We start from the raw sequence: 18020 nt of genomic DNA, 5'->3' as shown, positions 1-18020 counted from the left end.
CCGTCCCGAGGAGACGCCCGTGGATCCGACGCACACCACGTCTCACCGACCTACGTCCGCCGCCGGCCGGCCCACGTCCGCCGCCACGGTCGCGGAGGGCTAGACCGGCATGCGCATCGCGTACCTGCACGGGGGTGGCCTTCCCTCGCCCTTCGCCAACGGTGTCCACGTCATGCGGATGTGCGATGCGTTCGCCGCCGCCGGGCACGAGGTGACCCTCTACTCCGCTCCCGGCTCGGGCGAGGACCCGTACGCCTACTACGGTGTGCGCCACCGCTTCCCGATCCGCCTCGTCGCCTGCCCCGACTACACGCCCTCCGGCTACTGGAAGCGCGCCGAGGACGTCCGGACAATGGTGGTGGACGGTCCGGCCCCAGATCTCGTCTACGGGCGGGATCCCTACGCTCTGGCCGCCCTCAGCGACCTGGCGCCCCTGGTGTACGAGATCCACCAACTGCGTGAGGACCTGTCTCCCGCCGGTACCGAGGAAGCGCTCCTCGGCGCGCCCCGGTTGGTCCGTGTCGTCGCGATCACCCACGCCCTCGCCCGCGATCTGCGGGACAAGTACGCGGCCATGGGCACGCTGCCCATCGTGGTCGCGCCGGACTGCGCGGATCCGCCAGGCCCCGCCCCGACGGAAGGGCTGCCGCTGCCGGGCCGCCCGGACGCCCTGAGCGTCGGCTACGTCGGCCACCTCTACGACGGGCGGGGCATCGGACTTGTCCTGGAACTCGCCGAACGGTTTCCCTCGCTCGACTTCCACCTCGTCGGCGGCATGGACGAGGACCGCGCCCGCTGGCAGCGGGTCTGCCGCTCTCCTCATGTGCACTTCCACGGCCACCGGCCGCCGGCCACGCTGGGGGAGTACTACGCCCGCTTCGACGTCGTCCTCGCACCCTACGAGCACAAGGTGTACTTGTGGGGGAAGCTGGGGGAGACCGGGCGCTGGGCCTCACCCATGAAGGTGTTCGAGTACATGTCCCACGGTTGCCCCATGATCGCTTCCGACCTGCCGGTCCTGCGGGAAGTCCTCCGGGACCGGGTCAACTGCCTCCTCCGCCCGCCCGAGGACCCGGACGCCTGGGCGGGAGCATTGCACGAACTGATCACCGACGCCGCCCTGCGCCGCAGGCTCGGCGCAGAGGGGCGTCGGCAGGTCCTGGAGCGTTACACCTGGCGCAGGCGGGCCGACGTCGTCCTCGCCGGGCTCGGCGGCCCGGAGACCGGCCGAAGCGGGCCTGCTGTATGACGGACGAAGCGCCCCTCCAGCGGGTGGTGGTGGACGGCTATCCCGGTCGGGCGAGTGTGCGGGCCGGCGAGGTCCTGCGGCTGCACCTCTCGACCCGCGCCGAACGGTTCCGGGCCGACTTCTACCGCTGCGGCCCACGCCCGCGCCTGATGGGCCACATGGAAGGACGGGGCACGTACGCGGAGCCGGGCGGTCACGACGAGGACTGGAACTGGCCCGGACACGACGTCCCGATCCCCGCGCACTGGCCCTCAGGGGTCTACGTCGCGGTGCTCGGCCCCGGTGCCGAGCCCCCGGCCATCCCGTCGCCGGCCGATGCCGCCGCCCTGGACGCCCGGCACTCGCGGCTGCTGTTCGTGGTGACGGCCCGCGAACCCGGCCGGACCGCTCGCATCCTGTACAAGGTGCCGCTTTTCACCTATCACGCCTACAACCGGAGCGGCGGTGCGAGCCTGTACGGTGCCCTTGCCCGCACCGAGGACCGCCGCACCGTCAGCCTCGGGCGCCCCGGCGGCGGGACCGGTGGCCCGGTGAAGGGCAGGCCCGACGCGCACGACCCCCGAACTCCCCGGCAGACCTTCGCACACTGGGACGCGCCGTTCATCGCGTGGCTGGAGGCATCGGGATTCACCGCCGACTACTGCACCGACCTCGACCTGGACGAGGCCCCGGAACTCGCCCACCACTACCGGCTGCTGTTGTCCGCAGGACACGACGAGTACTGGAGCGAGCGCGTCCGCCGACACGTCACTGCTTTCCGCGACCAGGGCGGCAACATCGCGATCTTCGGAGCCAACACCTGTTGGTGGCGGGTGACGCCGAACGCGGCGGGCACCGCCATCAGTTGCTCCAAGTACCCGCCTGGAGTGCCCCAGGGCGCCGACACCGACCGGATGCGGGGCGCCCCCGATCACTGGTGGGAGACCGAACCGGAGAACCGGCTCATCGGTGTCAGCTATCGCAACGGCGGCGGGCACTGGGACGGGCCGCGCGAGCCACTGGGCTTCACCGTTCAGCACGCCGGGCACCCCGCCTTCGCGGGCACCGGCCTGCGTGAGGGCGACGTCCTGGGAGCCGAGTACCACCTCGTGGGCTACGAATGCGACGGAGCCGCCTACCGGCGCGACCAGCACGGGCGGGCGGTGGCGACGGGGAATGACGGAACTCCCGACGGCTACACGATCCTGGGCGTCGCGGACCTTCCCACGGCCCCCGGGTCTGGTTGGCACACCGCCGCACGCGAGAGCGACGACCCTGGGCGAGCCGCCACCCTCGGGCTCTACACCCGGGGCGGAACCGTGTTCAACGCGGCCACCACCGACTGGCCGCGGCTCCTGCCCTTGGACCCCCGCATACAGACCATCACCCGTAACGTGATCACCCTGCTCACCTGAGGCCAGGCTGCGGCCGTACCGCTCCGGGCGCACGACACCCAACCCTCGGCGTCCCAGCCGCACGTGCCGGTCCCACCACCCGGCCCGCCGTCCCACCACCCGGCCCGCGCCGGCGCACCGGCCCTGCGCAGGACACACGTCCTGCGCCACTCGCACGCGGGCGAACCGCCCAGAGGGGACCACGCATGCCCATACGGCCCGGCACGGCCGGTCGCACCGCTCTCGCAGCGACCTCGCGCACGAGAATCCGAACCGGACGCCCCCACGCCTCGGCCAGACCACGGCCCGGGACGACCGGCCCACGGCCGTACGTGTCCGGGGAGAAGAGGTGAACCCGGCCGTTCTGAGCGGGGCGATGCCCCGCGACACCGCGACCCCTACCCCGCGGACCAGCCCGGCTCACGGCCGCGTGGTCGTCGTCGGGCAGGGCTACGTCGGGCTGTCGCTGGCCGTACGGGCCGCCGAAAGCGGATACCAGGTCGTCGGCTACGACGTGGACAAGGAACGGGTGAGCCGCCTGGTGGCCGGCGACTCCTACGTCGAAGACGTCTCCCGCGCACAGCTCCTCCCGCTGCTGGCCTCCGGTGCCTACCAGGCCAGCCGCGACCAGGCCGACTGTGAAGGCTTCGATATCGCCGTCATCACCGTGCCCACACCGCTGAGAGACGGACTGCCCGACTTGTCGCACATCGTCGAATCGGCCCGAATGCTGGGCGGGTACCTCCGGGCGGGAACCACCGTCGTCCTGGAATCGACCACTTACCCGGGAACGACCGAGGAGCTCGTCGCACCCCTCCTGGAGCAGGCATCCGGGCTCGTCGCCGGCCGGGACTTCCAGCTCGGGTACAGCCCCGAGCGCATAGACCCCGGCAACACCCGCTGGCGGCTGGACAACACGCCCAAGGTGGTCTCCGGGGTGAATACGGCCTCGCTGGTGCGGGTCACGGACTTCTACCAGTCCATCGTGGACACGACGGTGCAGGTCAGCAGCTGCCGGACCGCCGAGATGGCCAAACTGCTGGAGAACACCTTCCGCCACGTCAACATCGCCCTGGTCAACGAGCTCGCCACTTTCGCACACGATCTGGACGTCGACGTGTGGGAGGCGATCGACGCGGCGGCGACCAAACCCCACGGCTTCCTCCGCTTCCTCCCGGGACCGGGAGTCGGCGGGCACTGCCTGCCGATCGACCCTTCCTACCTGTCCTGGTGGGCCGAGCGCACCGCGGGCCGCACCTTCCGCTTCGTCGAACTCGCCAACGACGTCAACGGCCACATGCCGGACTACGTGGTGCGGCGGCTCACCGACGGGCTGCGGCAGCGCGGCAAGAAGGTGGAGGGCTCCCGCGTCCTGCTGCTGGGCCTCGCTTACAAGGCCAACACCAGTGACGCCCGCGAGACCCCGGCCGCCCGCATCGCCGAACTCCTTCTCGCCCTGGGCGCAGACGTCAGCGCCGCGGACCCTCACGTCGCCCGGTCGGTACCGCCGGCCTCCGGGGTGCTGGACGGAGTCATCCGGGTGACGGCCGGGGAGCAGGAGCTGTCGGCCGCCGACGCGGTCGTCCTGCTCGCGGACCACGACGCTTTCGACTACGGCCTCATCGCCGGATGCTCCGCCTACGTCCTGGACTGCCGTCGACGACTCGGCGGCGACAACATCGACGTCCTTTGACCGAAACCCCGACCGGGAGTGATGGTATGAAGATCGTGATTACCGGCGGCGCCGGCTTCATCGGCAGCAATCTCACACATGCCCTCGCCCATTGCGGCGAGGTGTCCGAGATCCGGGTCCTGGACGACCTTTCCACCGGCTCCAAGGACAACCTCGCCGGAGCCGACGTCCACCTCGTCGAGGGCAGCGTCCTCGACGGCCCGCTCCTCGACCGGGCGTTCCGGGGCATGGACACCATCGTCCACCTCGCCGCCCTGCCCTCGGTGTCCCGCTCGGTGGCCGACCCCCTCGCCAGCCACCGCGCCAACGCCACCGGAACGCTCATGGTCCTGGAGGCGGCCCGACGTGCGGGCGGCACCCACGTGATCGCCGCCTCCTCGTCCTCCGTGTACGGCGCCAACCCCTGCCTCCCCAAGCACGAGGACCTGCGCCCCGCCCCCCTCAGCCCCTACGCGGTGAGCAAACTGGCGGCCGAGTCCTACCTGGCCGCCTACCACCACTGCTACGACCTGCCGGTCCTGCCGTTCCGCTTCTTCAACGTCTACGGACCCCGGCAACCCGCGGGACACGCCTACGCGGCGGTGGTACCCGCCTGGATCAATGCCATGACGACAGGTCAGCAAGTCCTCGTCCACGGAGACGGCCTCCAGAGTCGCGACTTCACCTACGTGGAGACCGTCTGCCGCGTCCTCATCAGGGCGGCACTGCGCAAGGCGGTCTCCGCCAGCCCCGTGAACCTCGCATATGGAACGCGCACCTCGCTCACCGAGCTGATCACGGAGCTGGAAGCGGTTCTGGGGGCACCGCTCGACCCGCGGCACCTGCCGCCGAGGCCGGGCGACGTACGCCATTCGCATGCCGAGAACTCCCGACTGCTGAGTCTCTTCCCCGATGTTGAGCCGGTCCCGCTGCGCGAGGGGCTGGAACGGACCGTCGAGTGGTTCCGGGCGCAGCCCCGGTAGAACACCTCCTGCCACAGGAGCCGGCCCGCCGGATCTCCTCGACCGAATCGACCGAATCGACCGAAGCACCCGCCACGCACGCAATCGGAGCCGGACGTGACCGAACCCCGCCCCGCACCGCAGGACAGATCGCCCGAGGAGGAACAGCAGCGCCCACCGGCGGTCCGGACGGGGGCGGGCATGCGCATCGCGTATCTGCACCCCGGGAGCGTCCCCTCGGTCTACGCCAACAGCGTCCACGCCATGCGGATGTGTGACGCGTTCACCCAGGCCGGGCACGAGGTCACGCTGTACACGGCACCGGGCACATACACCGTCGAGGACCCGCACGCCTACTACGGGGTCCGCCACCACTTCTCCGTGACGACGGTTCCGAGCCCCGACTACTCACCGGCCGGGTACCGAGCACGGGCCGAGCGCGTCCGCTCCCTGCTGACGCGCGACACCCCGCCGGACCTGATCTACGGTCACGACCTGTACGCCCTCACCGCAGCGGCCGCGGTGGCACCGCTCGTCTACGAGACACACCGCCTGCGGGACGACCCGTACACCCTGCGCATCGAAGAGAACCTGCTCCGCGTTACTCCGCCGACGCGCATCGTCGTGATCACCCACGCGCTCGGGCGTGACTACCGGCGCGCCTACGGCCACCTGGGCGCCCTTCCGATCGTCGTCGCCCCGGAGGCCGCCGAGGAGCCCCCCGCGCCCGCCCGCCCACAGGCTCCGCCGCCGATGACAGGGAGGCCGTGCGCACCGCGCATCGGATACGTCGGGCACCTCTACGAAGGGCGCGGCATCGATCTGGTCCTGGCGCTGGCCGACCGCTTCCCCGACTGCGATTTCCACCTGGTCGGCGGTGCTCCCGAGGATCTCGCCCGGTGGCGGAAGCGGGGCGGGCCCGCGAACGCGTACTTCCACGGTCACCGGCCGCCCGGTGCCGTCCACGCGTACTATCCGCTGTTCGACGTCGTTCTCGCGCCGTACCAGGCGAAGGTCTACACGGCCGGCGGGCATTGCGAAACAGGCCGCTGGGCGTCCCCGATGAAACTCTTCGAGTACATGGCGCACGGGCGCGCCATCATCGCATCCGATCTGCCCGTTCTGCGCGAAATCCTCCAGGACGGGGTCAACTGCCTCCTGCGCCCGCCCGACGATCCGAACGCCTGGGCTGACGCCGTCGCCCACCTTGTCGCCGACGCGGTCTTCGCACGTTCGCTGGGGGACGCGGGCCGCCGGCAGTTCCTCCACCGCCACACCTGGCGCCACCGGGCCGACCTGGTACTTGCGGGCCTCGACACGACCCGCGTCGCCGCGCCGCGGTGAGACTCCCGACCGGAAGCCACCATGAAGCCGTTCGGATGGATGTCGGTATGTGCTGCCGCTTGGGCAGTTGAGCCCGAGCCGGACCAGCGACCTCGCTCGCAGCCCGTCCGCGCGCTGAAGATCCGGGTGCAGCCCTACGACCCGAAGACCGCAATCGTCAGCCCCGATAAGGCCCGCGAGAACATGGAGAAGGAAGTCGACCGGCCGCTGGGGACGGCCGTCTACCTCCAGCGCCATGCCCACGCCGCGAGGCTCGGAGGTACGTGCTCGGTGCGGACTCCAAGGAGAGCTGCCTCGCCGAGGGCGCCCGCCTCCAGCTCAACGTCCGGGACGACAAGACTCGCCGGGAGATCGTCGAAGGACGGCTTACTGCTTGGCTACTTCACCACCCCCCACACGCGTCACCCGAATATCCACTTTCATGAGGGAGGATGGCGCTTCCGGCACGTGCAGCGTCGATGTACCGCCCACAGCGCAATTGGGCCGCCACCGAGTGCATCGACACGGCTCGTGATCGAGTTGCAGTGCCCGGTAATGAGTGAAGACTGGGAAATAGGACATTTCCGCAGGTCCCGGTCTTTCGAGAGGCGCCGGGTGCGTCTCTAGTTGGACCGTGCATGGCCGCGGCAGCCCAGTCTCCGGTTGCCTGATCTAGCTCATGACGAGATCCCGCACGGCCCCGTGCGCCCATTGCCAAGTGGCCTTACGCGCCCGTTCTATCGGTGAGCGCGCAGTCGGACAGTGCTGGGACCGCCATTGCATGAGGAGATACGCGATGACGAGCGAACGTGACGACGAGCAGCGGAACGGACTGCAGCTCCATCAGATGATCTCGGCGCTCCGTACGGAACTAGAGACTGCCCAGCAGGAAGGCTCAGAGAAGCAGCTGCGCTTTGGTGTGTCTGGGGTGGAGCTTGAGGCCACGGTCCAGGTGACGGTGGAGGGAGGGGGCAAAGGGGGCGTCAGGTTTTGGGTCATCGAAGCCACCGCCGGCATGGATCGAAGCAAGGCAACCACGCAGCGGATCAAGCTCAATCTCGATGTTCCTCCCGGAACCCTCGTCACAGGTGAACGCGCAAAATGATCGGTGCGGACGCAGAGCGCCTGGTATCGATCTTGCTGGATAAGACCCGCGGATCGGGCTACCTACTTGCGCCCAACTTGGTTCTGACCGCTGGGCACTGCGTGGAGTCTGAAGGGTCCGAGGTAGAGGTGCTCAGGTTCAGTCGTGACGAGCACGGGCGATACGACCTGGCCGCGAGTTCCGCCTTCAAGGTAGCGGTGAAGAGCGGCCCGAATGCTCTCGACTTTGCCCTCCTGACCCATGAAGGGCCCACCTCTGATCCTCTGGCTCTGGGCGGCAAGGGGCGAGGCGAGGTCCGGTTGGGCCGACTCGTAGGCGAGGACCAGGTTCCGGCGCAGGCCCTCGGCTTTCCTACGTCCCAAGTGGACACCCAGCAGTACATGAACGTCGAAGATGCCCGGGGATTCGTACTCCCCCTGACCGGCAGCCGGACTGCTCAGGACGCCGAAGCGCCAACGGAGCGCTTGCACTTCCAGATCAGCACTGGGACTCCGGTAAGAAGTGTGGCCGCGTCACTGTGGGGCGGCATGTCCGGTGCGGCTCTGTTCAGCGGTGACCACTTGCTCGGCGTGATCGTGGAGGATCGCCCGACGGTCGAGGGGCGACTCCAGGCCGTTCCGGTGGAGCGGATCTTCGGCGAGCGCGGTCATGAGGAGGCGAAGGCATGCTTGCGCCGACACCAGGCCCGGAGAATCGACGACTCTCTGACCGATCCGGTATGGGCGGGACACGGAGTGCTCAAGCCGCCCTACAGTCCTCTGCCTCCCCCGGACCAGTGGTCGGAGGCCGATCTCCTACAGGCCCGATACAACGTCGTGCCGTTCTGTGGTGACGAACGTAAACGTGAACGCGACCAGTTGACCGACTGGTGCCGAACGTCAGGGAAGATCCGCATGCGGCTGCTCTCGGGAGGTGGCGCCGTTGGCAAGTCCCGCCTCGCTCGCGAGGTGTGCCGCCTCATGGGCGCTGAAGGCTGGGTCGTCGGCATCATCGACCCTCTGAGCGTCGACTTCGCTCAGGTGTGCGCTTTGGACGAGAACCGTCTGCTGGTCGTCGACGACGCCGACGCGCATGTCGGCCAGTTGGAGGCTCTCCTTACCGAAGTCGATAGGCAAGCCGAGCGCCCACATAGGCTGCGGATCCTCGTCGTGGGACACAGCGGGGGACCCTGGTGGCAAGCCCTCCGGCGTCGGCACGAGTCTCGTATGGACAGCGGTGATCCCCCGCCGCTTACCCCACCAGCCCACATCGGTCGAAAGGAAGTCTACGACGCTGCCGTTGAGGCCTTCCGACTCTGGTACCAGCAGAAGGACCTTTGGTATCAGCAGAAGGCACAGGAAGACACGACGGAGACGGAGAAGAAGGCCGCGCCCACCAGCAAGGAAGGGCCCACCGACACAACGGGCGCCTGTCCTCTGCTGGACTTCAGTAGCCGCGATTTCGACAGCTATCTTCTGATCTTGATCCAGGCCCTGGTCGACGCTCGCGCCAGACTCGACAAGGGCCCAGCTATCGCCACCGCTCCGGCATTGCGCTCTCGGGTAGATGCTCTGCTCGACTATGCCATCGATGTGGAGCGGCAGAGGTGGCAGGAATCGGCAAGATCTTCCGGTCTGCCCGACGACGCCGTGCTTCTCGAACGTGTCATCGCCATTGCGGGTATGGCCGTGGCCACCGGTCCGACAGACGGGAGCGGTGAAACAGATGCGTCCCGCCGGCTGCGGCTCGTCCCCGACCTCGCCGATGAGCCGGAGTGGCGCCGACGCGCATTCGCCCGGTGGCAGCACACACAGTTCACTGGCGAGGGCTACCTGCGTCCGCTCCAGCCACTGCGCCTGGCTGAGCGCCTCGGGGCCAGGGTGCTCGCAACATTCCCCGAGTTGGTTTCGCAGCTGCTCGATGTCGAAGGGACCGGACCGGGAATCCCGGACCGCCCAGTTGACCAGTCACACCAGGTGCTCAACGTGTTGCAGCTGCTGCAGCTCACCGCGGGAAACGAGACGGAGAACCACGATACGTGCGGCGATATCGCGGGGACGAGTTCACAGGCTCAGAAGGACGCCCGTGGCCTTCTCGAGCATGCACTCCGTGCACACGCCACCGCTTTGCTTCGGTTGGTGAAGAAGGTCGCCATGAACGATGAGGACGGAACCGCCCAAGCCATCGGTGCCTCACTGGCTGTAGCGCTCAACACGACCTTGCAGAAAGGGGCGGCTCAGGCCGTCGCTGCGGAGGTACTCACCGAGCTCGACGAGTCCTGTCCGGATGTCCTCCTAGAACTGGCCACGACCATAGCGGATCATGCAGTTGCCTATTACCAACGCAGCGACTCGCCGCACACCGAAGAAAACAGAGCGGGACTTGCCACTGCTCTTCAGCGGTGGTCCCTGTACCTGGCAAACTCCGGTCTCCGGAACCGCGCATGCGACGTCGCCTACGAGGCTGTGTACACCCACCATGCACTGGCGCAGCAAGCACCATCGCCAGAACACAAACTAGGGCTGGCCGAGGCACACAGCGATCTTGCCGACCGCCTCGACGACGTCGGCCGGTTCGAGGAGGCTCACGACCACGCTCGGGAGGCCGTGAGACTGTTCGACGAGCTGCACCAGCAGAGCCCGCCACAAGTGGACTCGTTCCGTCTTGCCAAGGCTTTGTGCACGCACGCGACGGCCGCCAACGACATCGGCCGGCATCGGGAAGCCCTCCAAGCGGCAATACGCGCATGCAAGCTGACCCAACAACTGCCAAGAGCTACCGAATTCGAAGAAGACGATCTTAAGGGAAAACAAGCGTTCGCCCTGCGGGGCTTGGCCTGGCAACTAGGCAAGAGCGGCGTCAAGGACGAAGCTTTGACCACAGCGAAGGATGCCTGTGCAAAGTACAGGGATCTATTTGGCCGGAACCCCGGACATTGGCGGCGCCACTACGCCCTGGCCTTGTCCATCTGCGGATCCCAACATGAAGCTAAAGAGGAGTGGAACGACAGCATTGAACTACACAAAGAGGCCGTGGATACACATTACAAGACACTGGAACAGCAATATCGCGAAGCTGTCCGCCCCCATCACGCCAACGCGCTGCGGCACTTGGCGGCTGGGCATCTAGGGCGGGCACGTCATCAACTGCCGCAGGTATCCACTCCCGAGAGCCTGATGCCTAGCGAACAGGCTATGGCGGATCTCGAGGCGGATCTCGACGACGCTCGGGATAGAATCGATCAAGCGCTGACGCTGTACAAGAGCATGCGGCCTGACGACAGACTGGCGAACCGTCTATCCGAGGCTTCAGCCCACCGGCTGAGAGCCGAAATTTTGGTGACCCAGGGAAACATTGATGAAGCTTCAGCCCGTCGACTGAAAGCCGAGAACCTGGCGACCCGGGGAAACATCGACAAGCGCTTCCACCCGGCGCGGCCCAGCCGGGCTTTCAAACCGGCCGAGGCGGCAGCGAAGGACTCGCTCAAGCTCTACGAGGCCATCGATAAACACACATGGCAAAGCAAGTTCGACATGATCCAGGCACGGGTATCGCTGGTCGAGGCCACGGCCGGCCAGGGACGTTCCAAAGAGGCCCGCGGCCTGGGTGAGGATGTCAGAAGTTGCCTCCTGCGACTCGGCGCCGAGGAACCTGACCGAACCGAAGTGGACGACGCGCTCGGACTGATCGAGAAATACCTGGAGGGTCTCAGCGGCCTAAGCGAAGCACCACAGAAATCGCGTAAACCGGCAAAGCTTATACTCCATCCCCGCAATCAGAACGCACGAGCGACCAGTCGTACACCGCATATCCGGCACGGAAATTACTACCAGGGTTGAACTAAACTTGCACACACCTCGAGGAGTCCTGACGATTCCTGATCCCTGCCGTACGGCTATGACGCGATATGCGCAGGGCGGTGGGCGGGCCACAGAACAGCAGCATCAGAGATCGACGCAGAGATCTTCTTCCACCGGATGATCTTTACTTCAACATGGCATTCATCAAGAATGGGTGGCGCCCGATGTAGAGGCTGTTGTGCGGCCGGTGCGGCGGCCCCAGCGGGTGAATCGACCCGAAAGCCGTCCACAAGCCGAGCTGCCCGGCCAGCGCGGCGATCGACTCCGCTTCCTCTCGCAGGACATCCCACGCAGCACGGCTCCAGTCGGCCGGGACCAGCTCTCCATCAGCTCCGGCCGCCATCACGTGCTTGCTCGGATAGACGATCGCCCCCTCGGGGAACTGCACCAGCCGCGCACCCGCCCGGCGGCCTCGACCATCAGAGCCCGGATCTCCTCCCCGGCCGCCCGCAACGCTCCTCGCTCAGCCGGGTCCTCCGGCACCGTGCTCTGCGCGACCGCCAACCGCAATGTCCTCGCCACGCCGTGGACGGTACGGCACGCCCAGATCCACGGCCAGACCCCTCGCGGACGCAGGCCAGCCCTGGCCGGATACAAGCAGTCATCTGTTCGACGGCGCGACTTTTCGGCACCAGAGAACCCGGCAACTCAGCCCGCTGGACAGCGTCGTGCGACCTGCTCCCGACCGCCGAACTGTTGATCGCAACCAGGCCGGACATCGGAGCGAAGACGCCTTGGCGGACTGCAAAACACCCGACACCACGAGCCACCGGCCTGCCAGGCTGTCTCCAACAGACCGGCACATGAGCTTGATCCGCTTTGACGGACATTCGAGATCAGGGGTTCGTCCCCGGGAGGATGTCCATCATGGAGAGCATGGGGAAGAAGAAGCCTCGCCCTCGCCGTTCGTTCACGTCGGAGTTCAAGGCCGAGATCGTCGAGCTGTGCCGGCGCGGTGACCGCTCGGTCGGTCAGATACCAAGGGCTTCGGTCTGACCGAGACCGCGGTGCGGGACTGGGTCAAGCAGGCCGAGGTCGACGCGGGCGAGCGTGACGGGCTGACCAGCAGCGAGCGTGAGGAGCTGGCCGCGCTGCGGCGGGAGAACCGCCGCCTGCGGGAGGACGTCGACATCCTCAAGCGTGCGACGGCTTTCTTCGCGAAGGAGACCCGGTGACGGTGCACCCGTTCATCGAGGCGGAGAAGCAGAGCAACCACAACGTCAAACGAGCGTGTGAACTGCTCAAGGTCTCCCGCACCGCCTTCTATGCCCGCCTGGGCGGCACTCCCGGCCCCCGCGCGGTCCGCGACCTGGAACTGACCGAGAAGATCACCGAAGCCCACGAGAACTCCCACGGCACCTACGGTGCCCCGCGCGTCCATGCCGTCCTGCAACGCGAGGGCGAGAGATGCGGGCGGCGCCGCGTCGCCAGGCTGATGCGGGATGCCGGACTCCAAGGCCGGCACCGCAGGCGGCGACACGTGACCACCGTCCCCGACCCGCGGGCCGCCGCCAGGCCCGACCTCATCGGGCGCGACTACGCGCCCGATCCGGCCGCACTCGACGTCCGCTGGTGCGGCGACATCACGTATATCCCGACCGATCAGGGCTGGCTCTATCTAGCCACCGTCATCGACGTCGCCTCCCGTCGTGTCGTCACTGGGCAACCGCCGATCATCTGCGGACCGACCTGGTCGCCGACACCCTCACACGCTGTACATCGAGTCGACCGCGATCACCCCGGGCCCGTACTCCTCGATGCGGCGCAGCAGATGGGCGGTGTCGTTGTGCCGAAAGGGCCGCACCGGGGCGCCGGCCGCCTTCGCCCGCCCACAGCGACATGTGGGCCAGCATGTCCACGTACACCGGCACCTCGGGCCCGGCCAGGGTCTGCAGCAGCCCCACGTTGGCGTCGTACCCCGACTGGCAGAACACGCCCGCCCCCGAACCGAGGTAGCGTGCCAGCTCCCGCTCCAGCACGGTCTGCGGGTTCTCCTCATACAGCAGCACCGCCGACGCCAGCCGCGCCCCCCCGCATCGCGTGCAGCGACTCGGCCACGGCGTCCACGATGCGCTTGTCGCCAGCCAGGCGCAGGTAGTCGTTGCTGTCGACCACCGTGGAGCCCGGACCCGGCAGGCGCCGGCCACGCAAGATATGCCGGCCGTCCCACCGCCCCCGAATCCCGCCCGCGTGGAAAGCCTCCACCCGTTCCTGGACGAACGCCGGCAACAGCGGGCCGGCGGCAGAAGTATCGATCATGCTGCGCAATGTAGGCCCCGCAGACCAGCCACAAGGCTCTGCCCGACCCGTCCGAGTGATCACCGCACCAATGTTCGTATCGACCGGTAGGCGACAGGTCGGCTGAGGCGGAACGGGGATGTGGTTATGCGCCGAGTACCTGTTCGAAGTGGCCGGGCCCGGTGCGGGGCAGGACGTGCGATGCACTGGTGTAGCGGTGGGTGTGGGTCTGCCAGGCGTGGTAGCCGCTCATCCACACGCCCATGATCTCCACGTACGTGTCCACGCCGGCGGCCTCGGGGCCCATCAGGCCGAGCTGCGTACACAGGGCGGGTATCTGCAGGGCGAGTTCGCGGAACCGCTCCACGCGCCGGCGGACTTCCTCCCGGGCTCCGGCGATCGCCTCCCCGCGAGTGCATCCTCGGTCGTACTCGAGGACCAGGACGAGGTTGTCCATGTCGCCACGCGCTTCTTCCTTCTCCAGAGAGTAGACGTCGTTGCACATGAAGGTGACGTCGATGGCGGCCTGCCGCATGATCCGCAGCTGGGGGCTGTGGAACGCCGGCGCCGGAACGTGGATGCCGGCGGCCCGCTCGCCCAGCGACAGCGGCAGGTCGGTACCGGCGATGCCGCGCCGCACCTGGAGGTAGCTCTCCATGTCCGCCGGCGCACCACGCAGGCGCCCGATCGCCTCGTGCGCCTGCGTGGCGAAGTAGTACTCCCACTCGTACGCGCACCGGCCGACCCACCCCGGGTGTGCGCCGTTGGTGCTGCGCGCCCAGATGTCGGCGAACGCACGCGAGCACGGATCCGCACCCGGCCCGGGCCGGGCGCCGTGGACGATGTCGATCATCTTCTGGCACACGTCCGCGGCCAGGGCCGGGTCTTGGCCGAACGGGCCGTCGAACTGGTCGTCGAAGACGAAGAACAACGCCATGGCGTCCGCGCACAGGTCCAGGGCTGGCCCCTCGGCGTAGGGAAAGCCGAGGGCGGCCAGCCGCGGCATGTCCCAGGAGGCGTACCACTCCAGGGAGCGGCCTTCGCCGACCAAACCGGTGCGCCGCACCCACGCCAGATTCCGCTCCCGTGCGCCCTCAAGGTCCGTACTGAGCCGGACGGGGAAGGGGAGATGGAACTCGATGTCCTGCGGCACGCGTGTCCTCCGTGAAACGAGCTGGTCACAGCCGGGTGGGGCAGGTGCCAGCTTTGGCTACGGGGTTCACGATCTCCCGGTTGTCTGACGTGGCGAAGCTGCCGGTCAGCCAGATCGTGGCCGGTACCCACCGTTGTGATGGCGAGGCGCTTTGGTGGGTTCCAGGCGTGCGGCCTGGATGGCGGTCGCGGTCGCGGGGGCGGGGGCCTGGGGACTCGTCGGCACTGCGTGTCGAAGGGATCCCCGGTGGGAGCTGCCGGCGCCCGTGTCGGGGCAGCGTTGTGCCGCGCCGTCACTCCTTCCGGTAACAAAGATCGCCTCGCAATCACGCCTGTCTGCCAGCCCGGTTACGTAAAGGCACTCATCAAGCCAGGCTCGGGATCGACGGGCCGCAGAAGACAGGTGACGGAAATGCGAACTGAGGCCGCCCAGCGAGTCGAGCTGATCTTCACCCTCCTGGACGTCAACGGCAACGGAGTCATCGACTCCGACGACTTCGACCTCATGACGGACCGTGTTCTGAAGGCGGCATCCGCATCGCACGACGACGCGAAGGCCGCCATCCGGGCCGCGTTCCGCCGCTACTGGACGACGCTGGCCACCGAACTGGACACCAACGGCGACGGTGTGATCAACGTCGAGGAGTTCCGTCCCTTCGTGCTCGACCCCCAGCGCTTCGGTCCCACGATCACCCAGTTCGCCCAAGCGCTCTCCGCTCTCGGCGACCCCGACAAGGACGGCCTGATCGAGCGCTCGCTGTTCGTACGGCTGATGACGGCGATCGGCTTCGATGAGGCGAACATCCACGCGACCTTCGACGCCCTGGGCCCGGACGCCGAGGACCGCATCACCGTGGCCACGTATGCCGCCAGCATCGAGGCCTACTACGCGCCGGACATGGCCGGGATCCCGGGCGACCAGCTCGTGGCCGCCCCAGCCGTCTGACACGGCCCCTCAAAGGCTGTCCCGGGACGCTGTCACTCGTTCATCATGACTTGGCTCGGCCGGTAACCGGCGGAGGCGTGGTGATGGCGAGCCGGTGGTCACCAGGGCGTAGGCGCGAGCGAGCTCCGCCAGCGCCGTGGCGGCGTGGCCGTCGGACTTCTCCATAAGGTGCTTGGCCTCGGCGCCGATGGCCGCCAGCAGCTCGTCCCGGGCTTCGGCGGCGGCAGGCACCGGCGCCACCTGGATCACTGCCGGGATCTGCTGGACCCCCTTGTTGACTTCGGCCCCGCTTAGGCTCCTGGGGGGCTGCCGGGCGCCGAGCAGTATGTGTGAGACTCCCTCTGAATGATCACTCGGGGGGAGTTTCGCGTTGAACGCGCTGTTGAAGAGGGTGTGGATCGGGCCGGCCGCGACCTTGATCGTGAGTCTGGCCGCCATGGTTCTGCCGGACCACATCCAGATAGACGACGACGGGCGCATCCACCTGGGCGCGCCCGCGCCCACGCCGTCCCCATCCACGGCGGCGCCCACACCGGAGTCCACGTCACCGCCCCTCACACGGGACGCCGTCGAGGAGGTGATCCGGACCGCGGTCAGCGCGGCGGGCCTCGACCCGGCGCAGGGCCGCCCGACCGTCGCGGCCGACCCCAACTCGGACAGGACGGGCTGGATGGCCGTCCGCGAGAAGACCGCCGCACAGTCGGAGATGAACGCGATCTGCGCCGACCTGGAGCGCCAGGGCTGGTCGCTGAACCCGAACGGCGACCGCCCCGATGCCTCCCGCAGCTACAAGCGCGGGGGCTGGTACCTGCTGGTGAGCACGCGCGGGAAGACCCAGGCGCCGTCCACCACCTCCGCCTTGACCGACTCGCAGACCTACCTGACCCTGACCGGGCTCCGGCTGAACCTTTCCGACATACCCCTCCCCGAGATCACCGTCCGCATCGGCTGACCCCTCACAGAGAAGCCCACACCGTCTCGCGGCCCGCCCGGCGTCCGACTTCGCGGTCTGGAAGCATTCCTCGATCGCCCAGCGTGATCCGGCGATCCGCACCAGCTCCTGGACGGTGGTCGCCAAAGGGGCGTAAGCGAGGTAGTAGGCGGTCTCGTCGGGCTTGCGGATGCTGCGGCGGGCCAGAGCCCACCGCATCCGGTGGGGACCTCGCCCTGGTGGTCGAACTCGGCGACGGCCGGCGACCGCACCGCCGCCCAGTGGTAGAGGCGAGGGCCCTTCGCGCCGTCACCGCACGAGATCTTCTCCCAGGCTTCGGCCGGGGCCTGCGCGAACAGGCCGTCGATGCGAGGGCAGCCCACGGTGGACTGGGACTTGGGCACGGCCAGCACGTAGCCGACGCCGGACTACTCCAGCATCCGGCGCAAGCGGCTCTCCTGTCCGTAGGCGGCGTCCGGGGTGACCCAGGCGACAGGCAGTGGCGAGGCGAGGCATCGCAGTACGATGCGCCGGGCCAGTTGGCCCTTGGTGGCGAACTCCCGCTGTTGGGGACTTTGACCGCGCGGCAGCGTTCGCGGTCCTCGGTCCAGGTCTTGGGCAGGTAGAGCTCGCGGTCGACCAGGGTCCGGCCCCGGGCCTCGCATAGGCGGCGAAGACGCCGATCTGGCAGTTCTCGGTGCGGCCGGCAGTTCCGGAGTATTGGCGTTGGATCCCTGCGGAGGTGGTGCCTTTCTTGGTGAACCCGGTGTCGTCGACGATGAGGACGCCATCACTCTCACCGAGCTTGTCGGCGACGTATTCCTGCAGGTCGTCGCGGATGTCGTCAGGGTTCCGCTTCGCTGCGGCGCGTAGGTGCTGCAGGCCGTCGGGGGTTGCGTGGCCTGCCTGTTCAGCCAGCTGCCAGCTGTTCTTCCGGGCCACTGGCGCAAGGAGGCCGCGTACGTAGTCGCGCATGCGGCGGCGTGGTTCCACCCGGCCGAAGCGATGGCCGATGTTCACGAAGAGGTCGTCCAGTTCCAGGTTCCACTGCTCGGCAACACGTGCGGTGATCACGGGGGAAGGCTGCCCCGCACGCTGCCATTACCAGCGACGCTGTCGCACGGTCGAGGGGCGGCCCGTCGAAGACCGCCCCTGACCACCCTGCCGCCCACTACACTCCAGCCGCCCAACGAAACCCGCAGGCCAGACAGCAAAATCCTGCTGGAGTAC

At 68.0% G+C, this 18020-nt stretch carries 15 protein-coding genes and 1 pseudogene; 11 read left to right on the top strand and 5 right to left on the bottom strand.

Annotation, left to right across the window (positions count from 1 at the left end):
- Window positions 1-109: 109 nt before the first annotated feature.
- From ACFWB8_RS25190 to ACFWB8_RS25160, 7 genes are all read left to right on the top strand, one after another.
- The gene (locus ACFWB8_RS25190) at window positions 110-1249 is read left to right on the top strand and encodes a glycosyltransferase family 4 protein (RefSeq protein ID WP_385231264.1); all 1140 of its coding nucleotides are present in this window, start codon (window positions 110-112) and stop codon (window positions 1247-1249) included.
- Window positions 1246-2643, top strand: coding sequence for a N,N-dimethylformamidase beta subunit family domain-containing protein (locus ACFWB8_RS25185; RefSeq protein ID WP_385231261.1), 1398 nt, complete (start codon window positions 1246-1248; stop codon window positions 2641-2643). The genes ACFWB8_RS25190 and ACFWB8_RS25185 overlap by 4 nt, the downstream gene beginning before the upstream one ends.
- A 355-nt stretch (window positions 2644-2998) precedes the next feature.
- Entirely contained in the window at window positions 2999-4315 is a 1317-nt protein-coding gene (locus ACFWB8_RS25180; RefSeq protein ID WP_385231313.1) for a nucleotide sugar dehydrogenase, read from the top strand.
- Window positions 4316-4341: 26 nt separating this feature from the next.
- Window positions 4342-5277, top strand: a complete 936-nt coding sequence (locus ACFWB8_RS25175; protein ID WP_385231258.1) for an NAD-dependent epimerase/dehydratase family protein — start codon at window positions 4342-4344, stop codon at window positions 5275-5277.
- 96 nt (window positions 5278-5373) lie between these two features.
- On the top strand, window positions 5374-6600 hold the full coding sequence (locus ACFWB8_RS25170) for a glycosyltransferase family 4 protein (RefSeq protein ID WP_385231255.1): 1227 nt from the start codon (window positions 5374-5376) through the stop codon (window positions 6598-6600).
- A 775-nt stretch (window positions 6601-7375) separates the two neighbouring features.
- Window positions 7376-7684 carry a trypco2 family protein gene (locus ACFWB8_RS25165; RefSeq protein ID WP_385231252.1) on the top strand — a complete coding sequence of 103 codons (309 nt, stop codon included), beginning with the start codon at window positions 7376-7378 and terminating at the stop codon, window positions 7682-7684.
- Entirely contained in the window at window positions 7681-11502 is a 3822-nt protein-coding gene (locus tag ACFWB8_RS25160) for a trypsin-like peptidase domain-containing protein (RefSeq protein ID WP_385231249.1), read from the top strand. Before ACFWB8_RS25165 ends, ACFWB8_RS25160 begins: the two co-directional genes overlap by 4 nt.
- Before the next feature lie 145 nt (window positions 11503-11647).
- Here the strand turns inward: ACFWB8_RS25160 and ACFWB8_RS25155 are convergent, their stop codons facing one another.
- Window positions 11648-11911: a hypothetical protein gene (locus ACFWB8_RS25155; RefSeq protein WP_385231246.1), complete on the bottom strand. Its 264-nt coding sequence runs from the start codon at window positions 11909-11911 to the stop codon at window positions 11648-11650.
- 619 nt (window positions 11912-12530) lie between these two features.
- Here ACFWB8_RS25155 and ACFWB8_RS25150 point away from each other — a divergent pair.
- A complete protein-coding gene (locus ACFWB8_RS25150) occupies window positions 12531-12698 on the top strand; it encodes a hypothetical protein (protein ID WP_107358173.1) in 168 nt (55 codons plus the stop codon).
- A pseudogene (locus tag ACFWB8_RS25145) lies at window positions 12695-12988 on the top strand (IS3 family transposase); the annotation flags it as partial. The gene ACFWB8_RS25150 and the pseudogene ACFWB8_RS25145, both read left to right, overlap by 4 nt.
- Window positions 12989-13518: 530 nt before the next feature.
- On the opposite strand, the gene ACFWB8_RS25140 reads toward ACFWB8_RS25145, so the two are convergent.
- Entirely contained in the window at window positions 13519-13782 is a 264-nt protein-coding gene (locus tag ACFWB8_RS25140) for a hypothetical protein (RefSeq protein WP_385231322.1), read from the bottom strand.
- Window positions 13783-13906: 124 nt separating this feature from the next.
- Window positions 13907-14914 (bottom strand): terpene cyclase, encoded by a 1008-nt coding sequence (locus tag ACFWB8_RS25135; RefSeq protein ID WP_385231242.1) that lies wholly within the window; start codon window positions 14912-14914, stop codon window positions 13907-13909.
- A gap of 411 nt (window positions 14915-15325) precedes the next feature.
- Here ACFWB8_RS25135 and ACFWB8_RS25130 point away from each other — a divergent pair, with 411 nt between their 5' ends.
- Window positions 15326-15859, top strand: a complete 534-nt coding sequence (locus ACFWB8_RS25130; RefSeq protein WP_385231239.1) for an EF-hand domain-containing protein — start codon at window positions 15326-15328, stop codon at window positions 15857-15859.
- Window positions 15860-15868: 9 nt separating this feature from the next.
- Here ACFWB8_RS25130 and ACFWB8_RS25125 read toward each other — a convergent pair whose 3' ends face one another.
- Window positions 15869-16297, bottom strand: coding sequence for a hypothetical protein (locus ACFWB8_RS25125; protein WP_385231236.1), 429 nt, complete (start codon window positions 16295-16297; stop codon window positions 15869-15871).
- Between ACFWB8_RS25125 and ACFWB8_RS25120 the strand changes: the two genes are divergently transcribed.
- Window positions 16296-16811 (top strand): hypothetical protein, encoded by a 516-nt coding sequence (locus ACFWB8_RS25120; protein ID WP_385231234.1) that lies wholly within the window; start codon window positions 16296-16298, stop codon window positions 16809-16811. The genes ACFWB8_RS25125 and ACFWB8_RS25120 overlap by 2 nt on opposite strands.
- 288 nt (window positions 16812-17099) lie before the next feature.
- Here ACFWB8_RS25120 and ACFWB8_RS25115 read toward each other — a convergent pair whose 3' ends face one another.
- Window positions 17100-17783: a transposase gene (locus ACFWB8_RS25115; RefSeq protein WP_385231310.1), complete on the bottom strand. Its 684-nt coding sequence runs from the start codon at window positions 17781-17783 to the stop codon at window positions 17100-17102.
- Between the last annotated feature and the right edge of the window lie 237 nt (window positions 17784-18020).

Origin of the sequence: Streptomyces sp. NPDC060031, from assembly GCF_042736805.1 — a bacterium.
Classification (GTDB): domain Bacteria; phylum Actinomycetota; class Actinomycetes; order Streptomycetales; family Streptomycetaceae; genus Streptomyces.
This window is presented reverse-complemented; position numbering and strand designations above follow the sequence as displayed.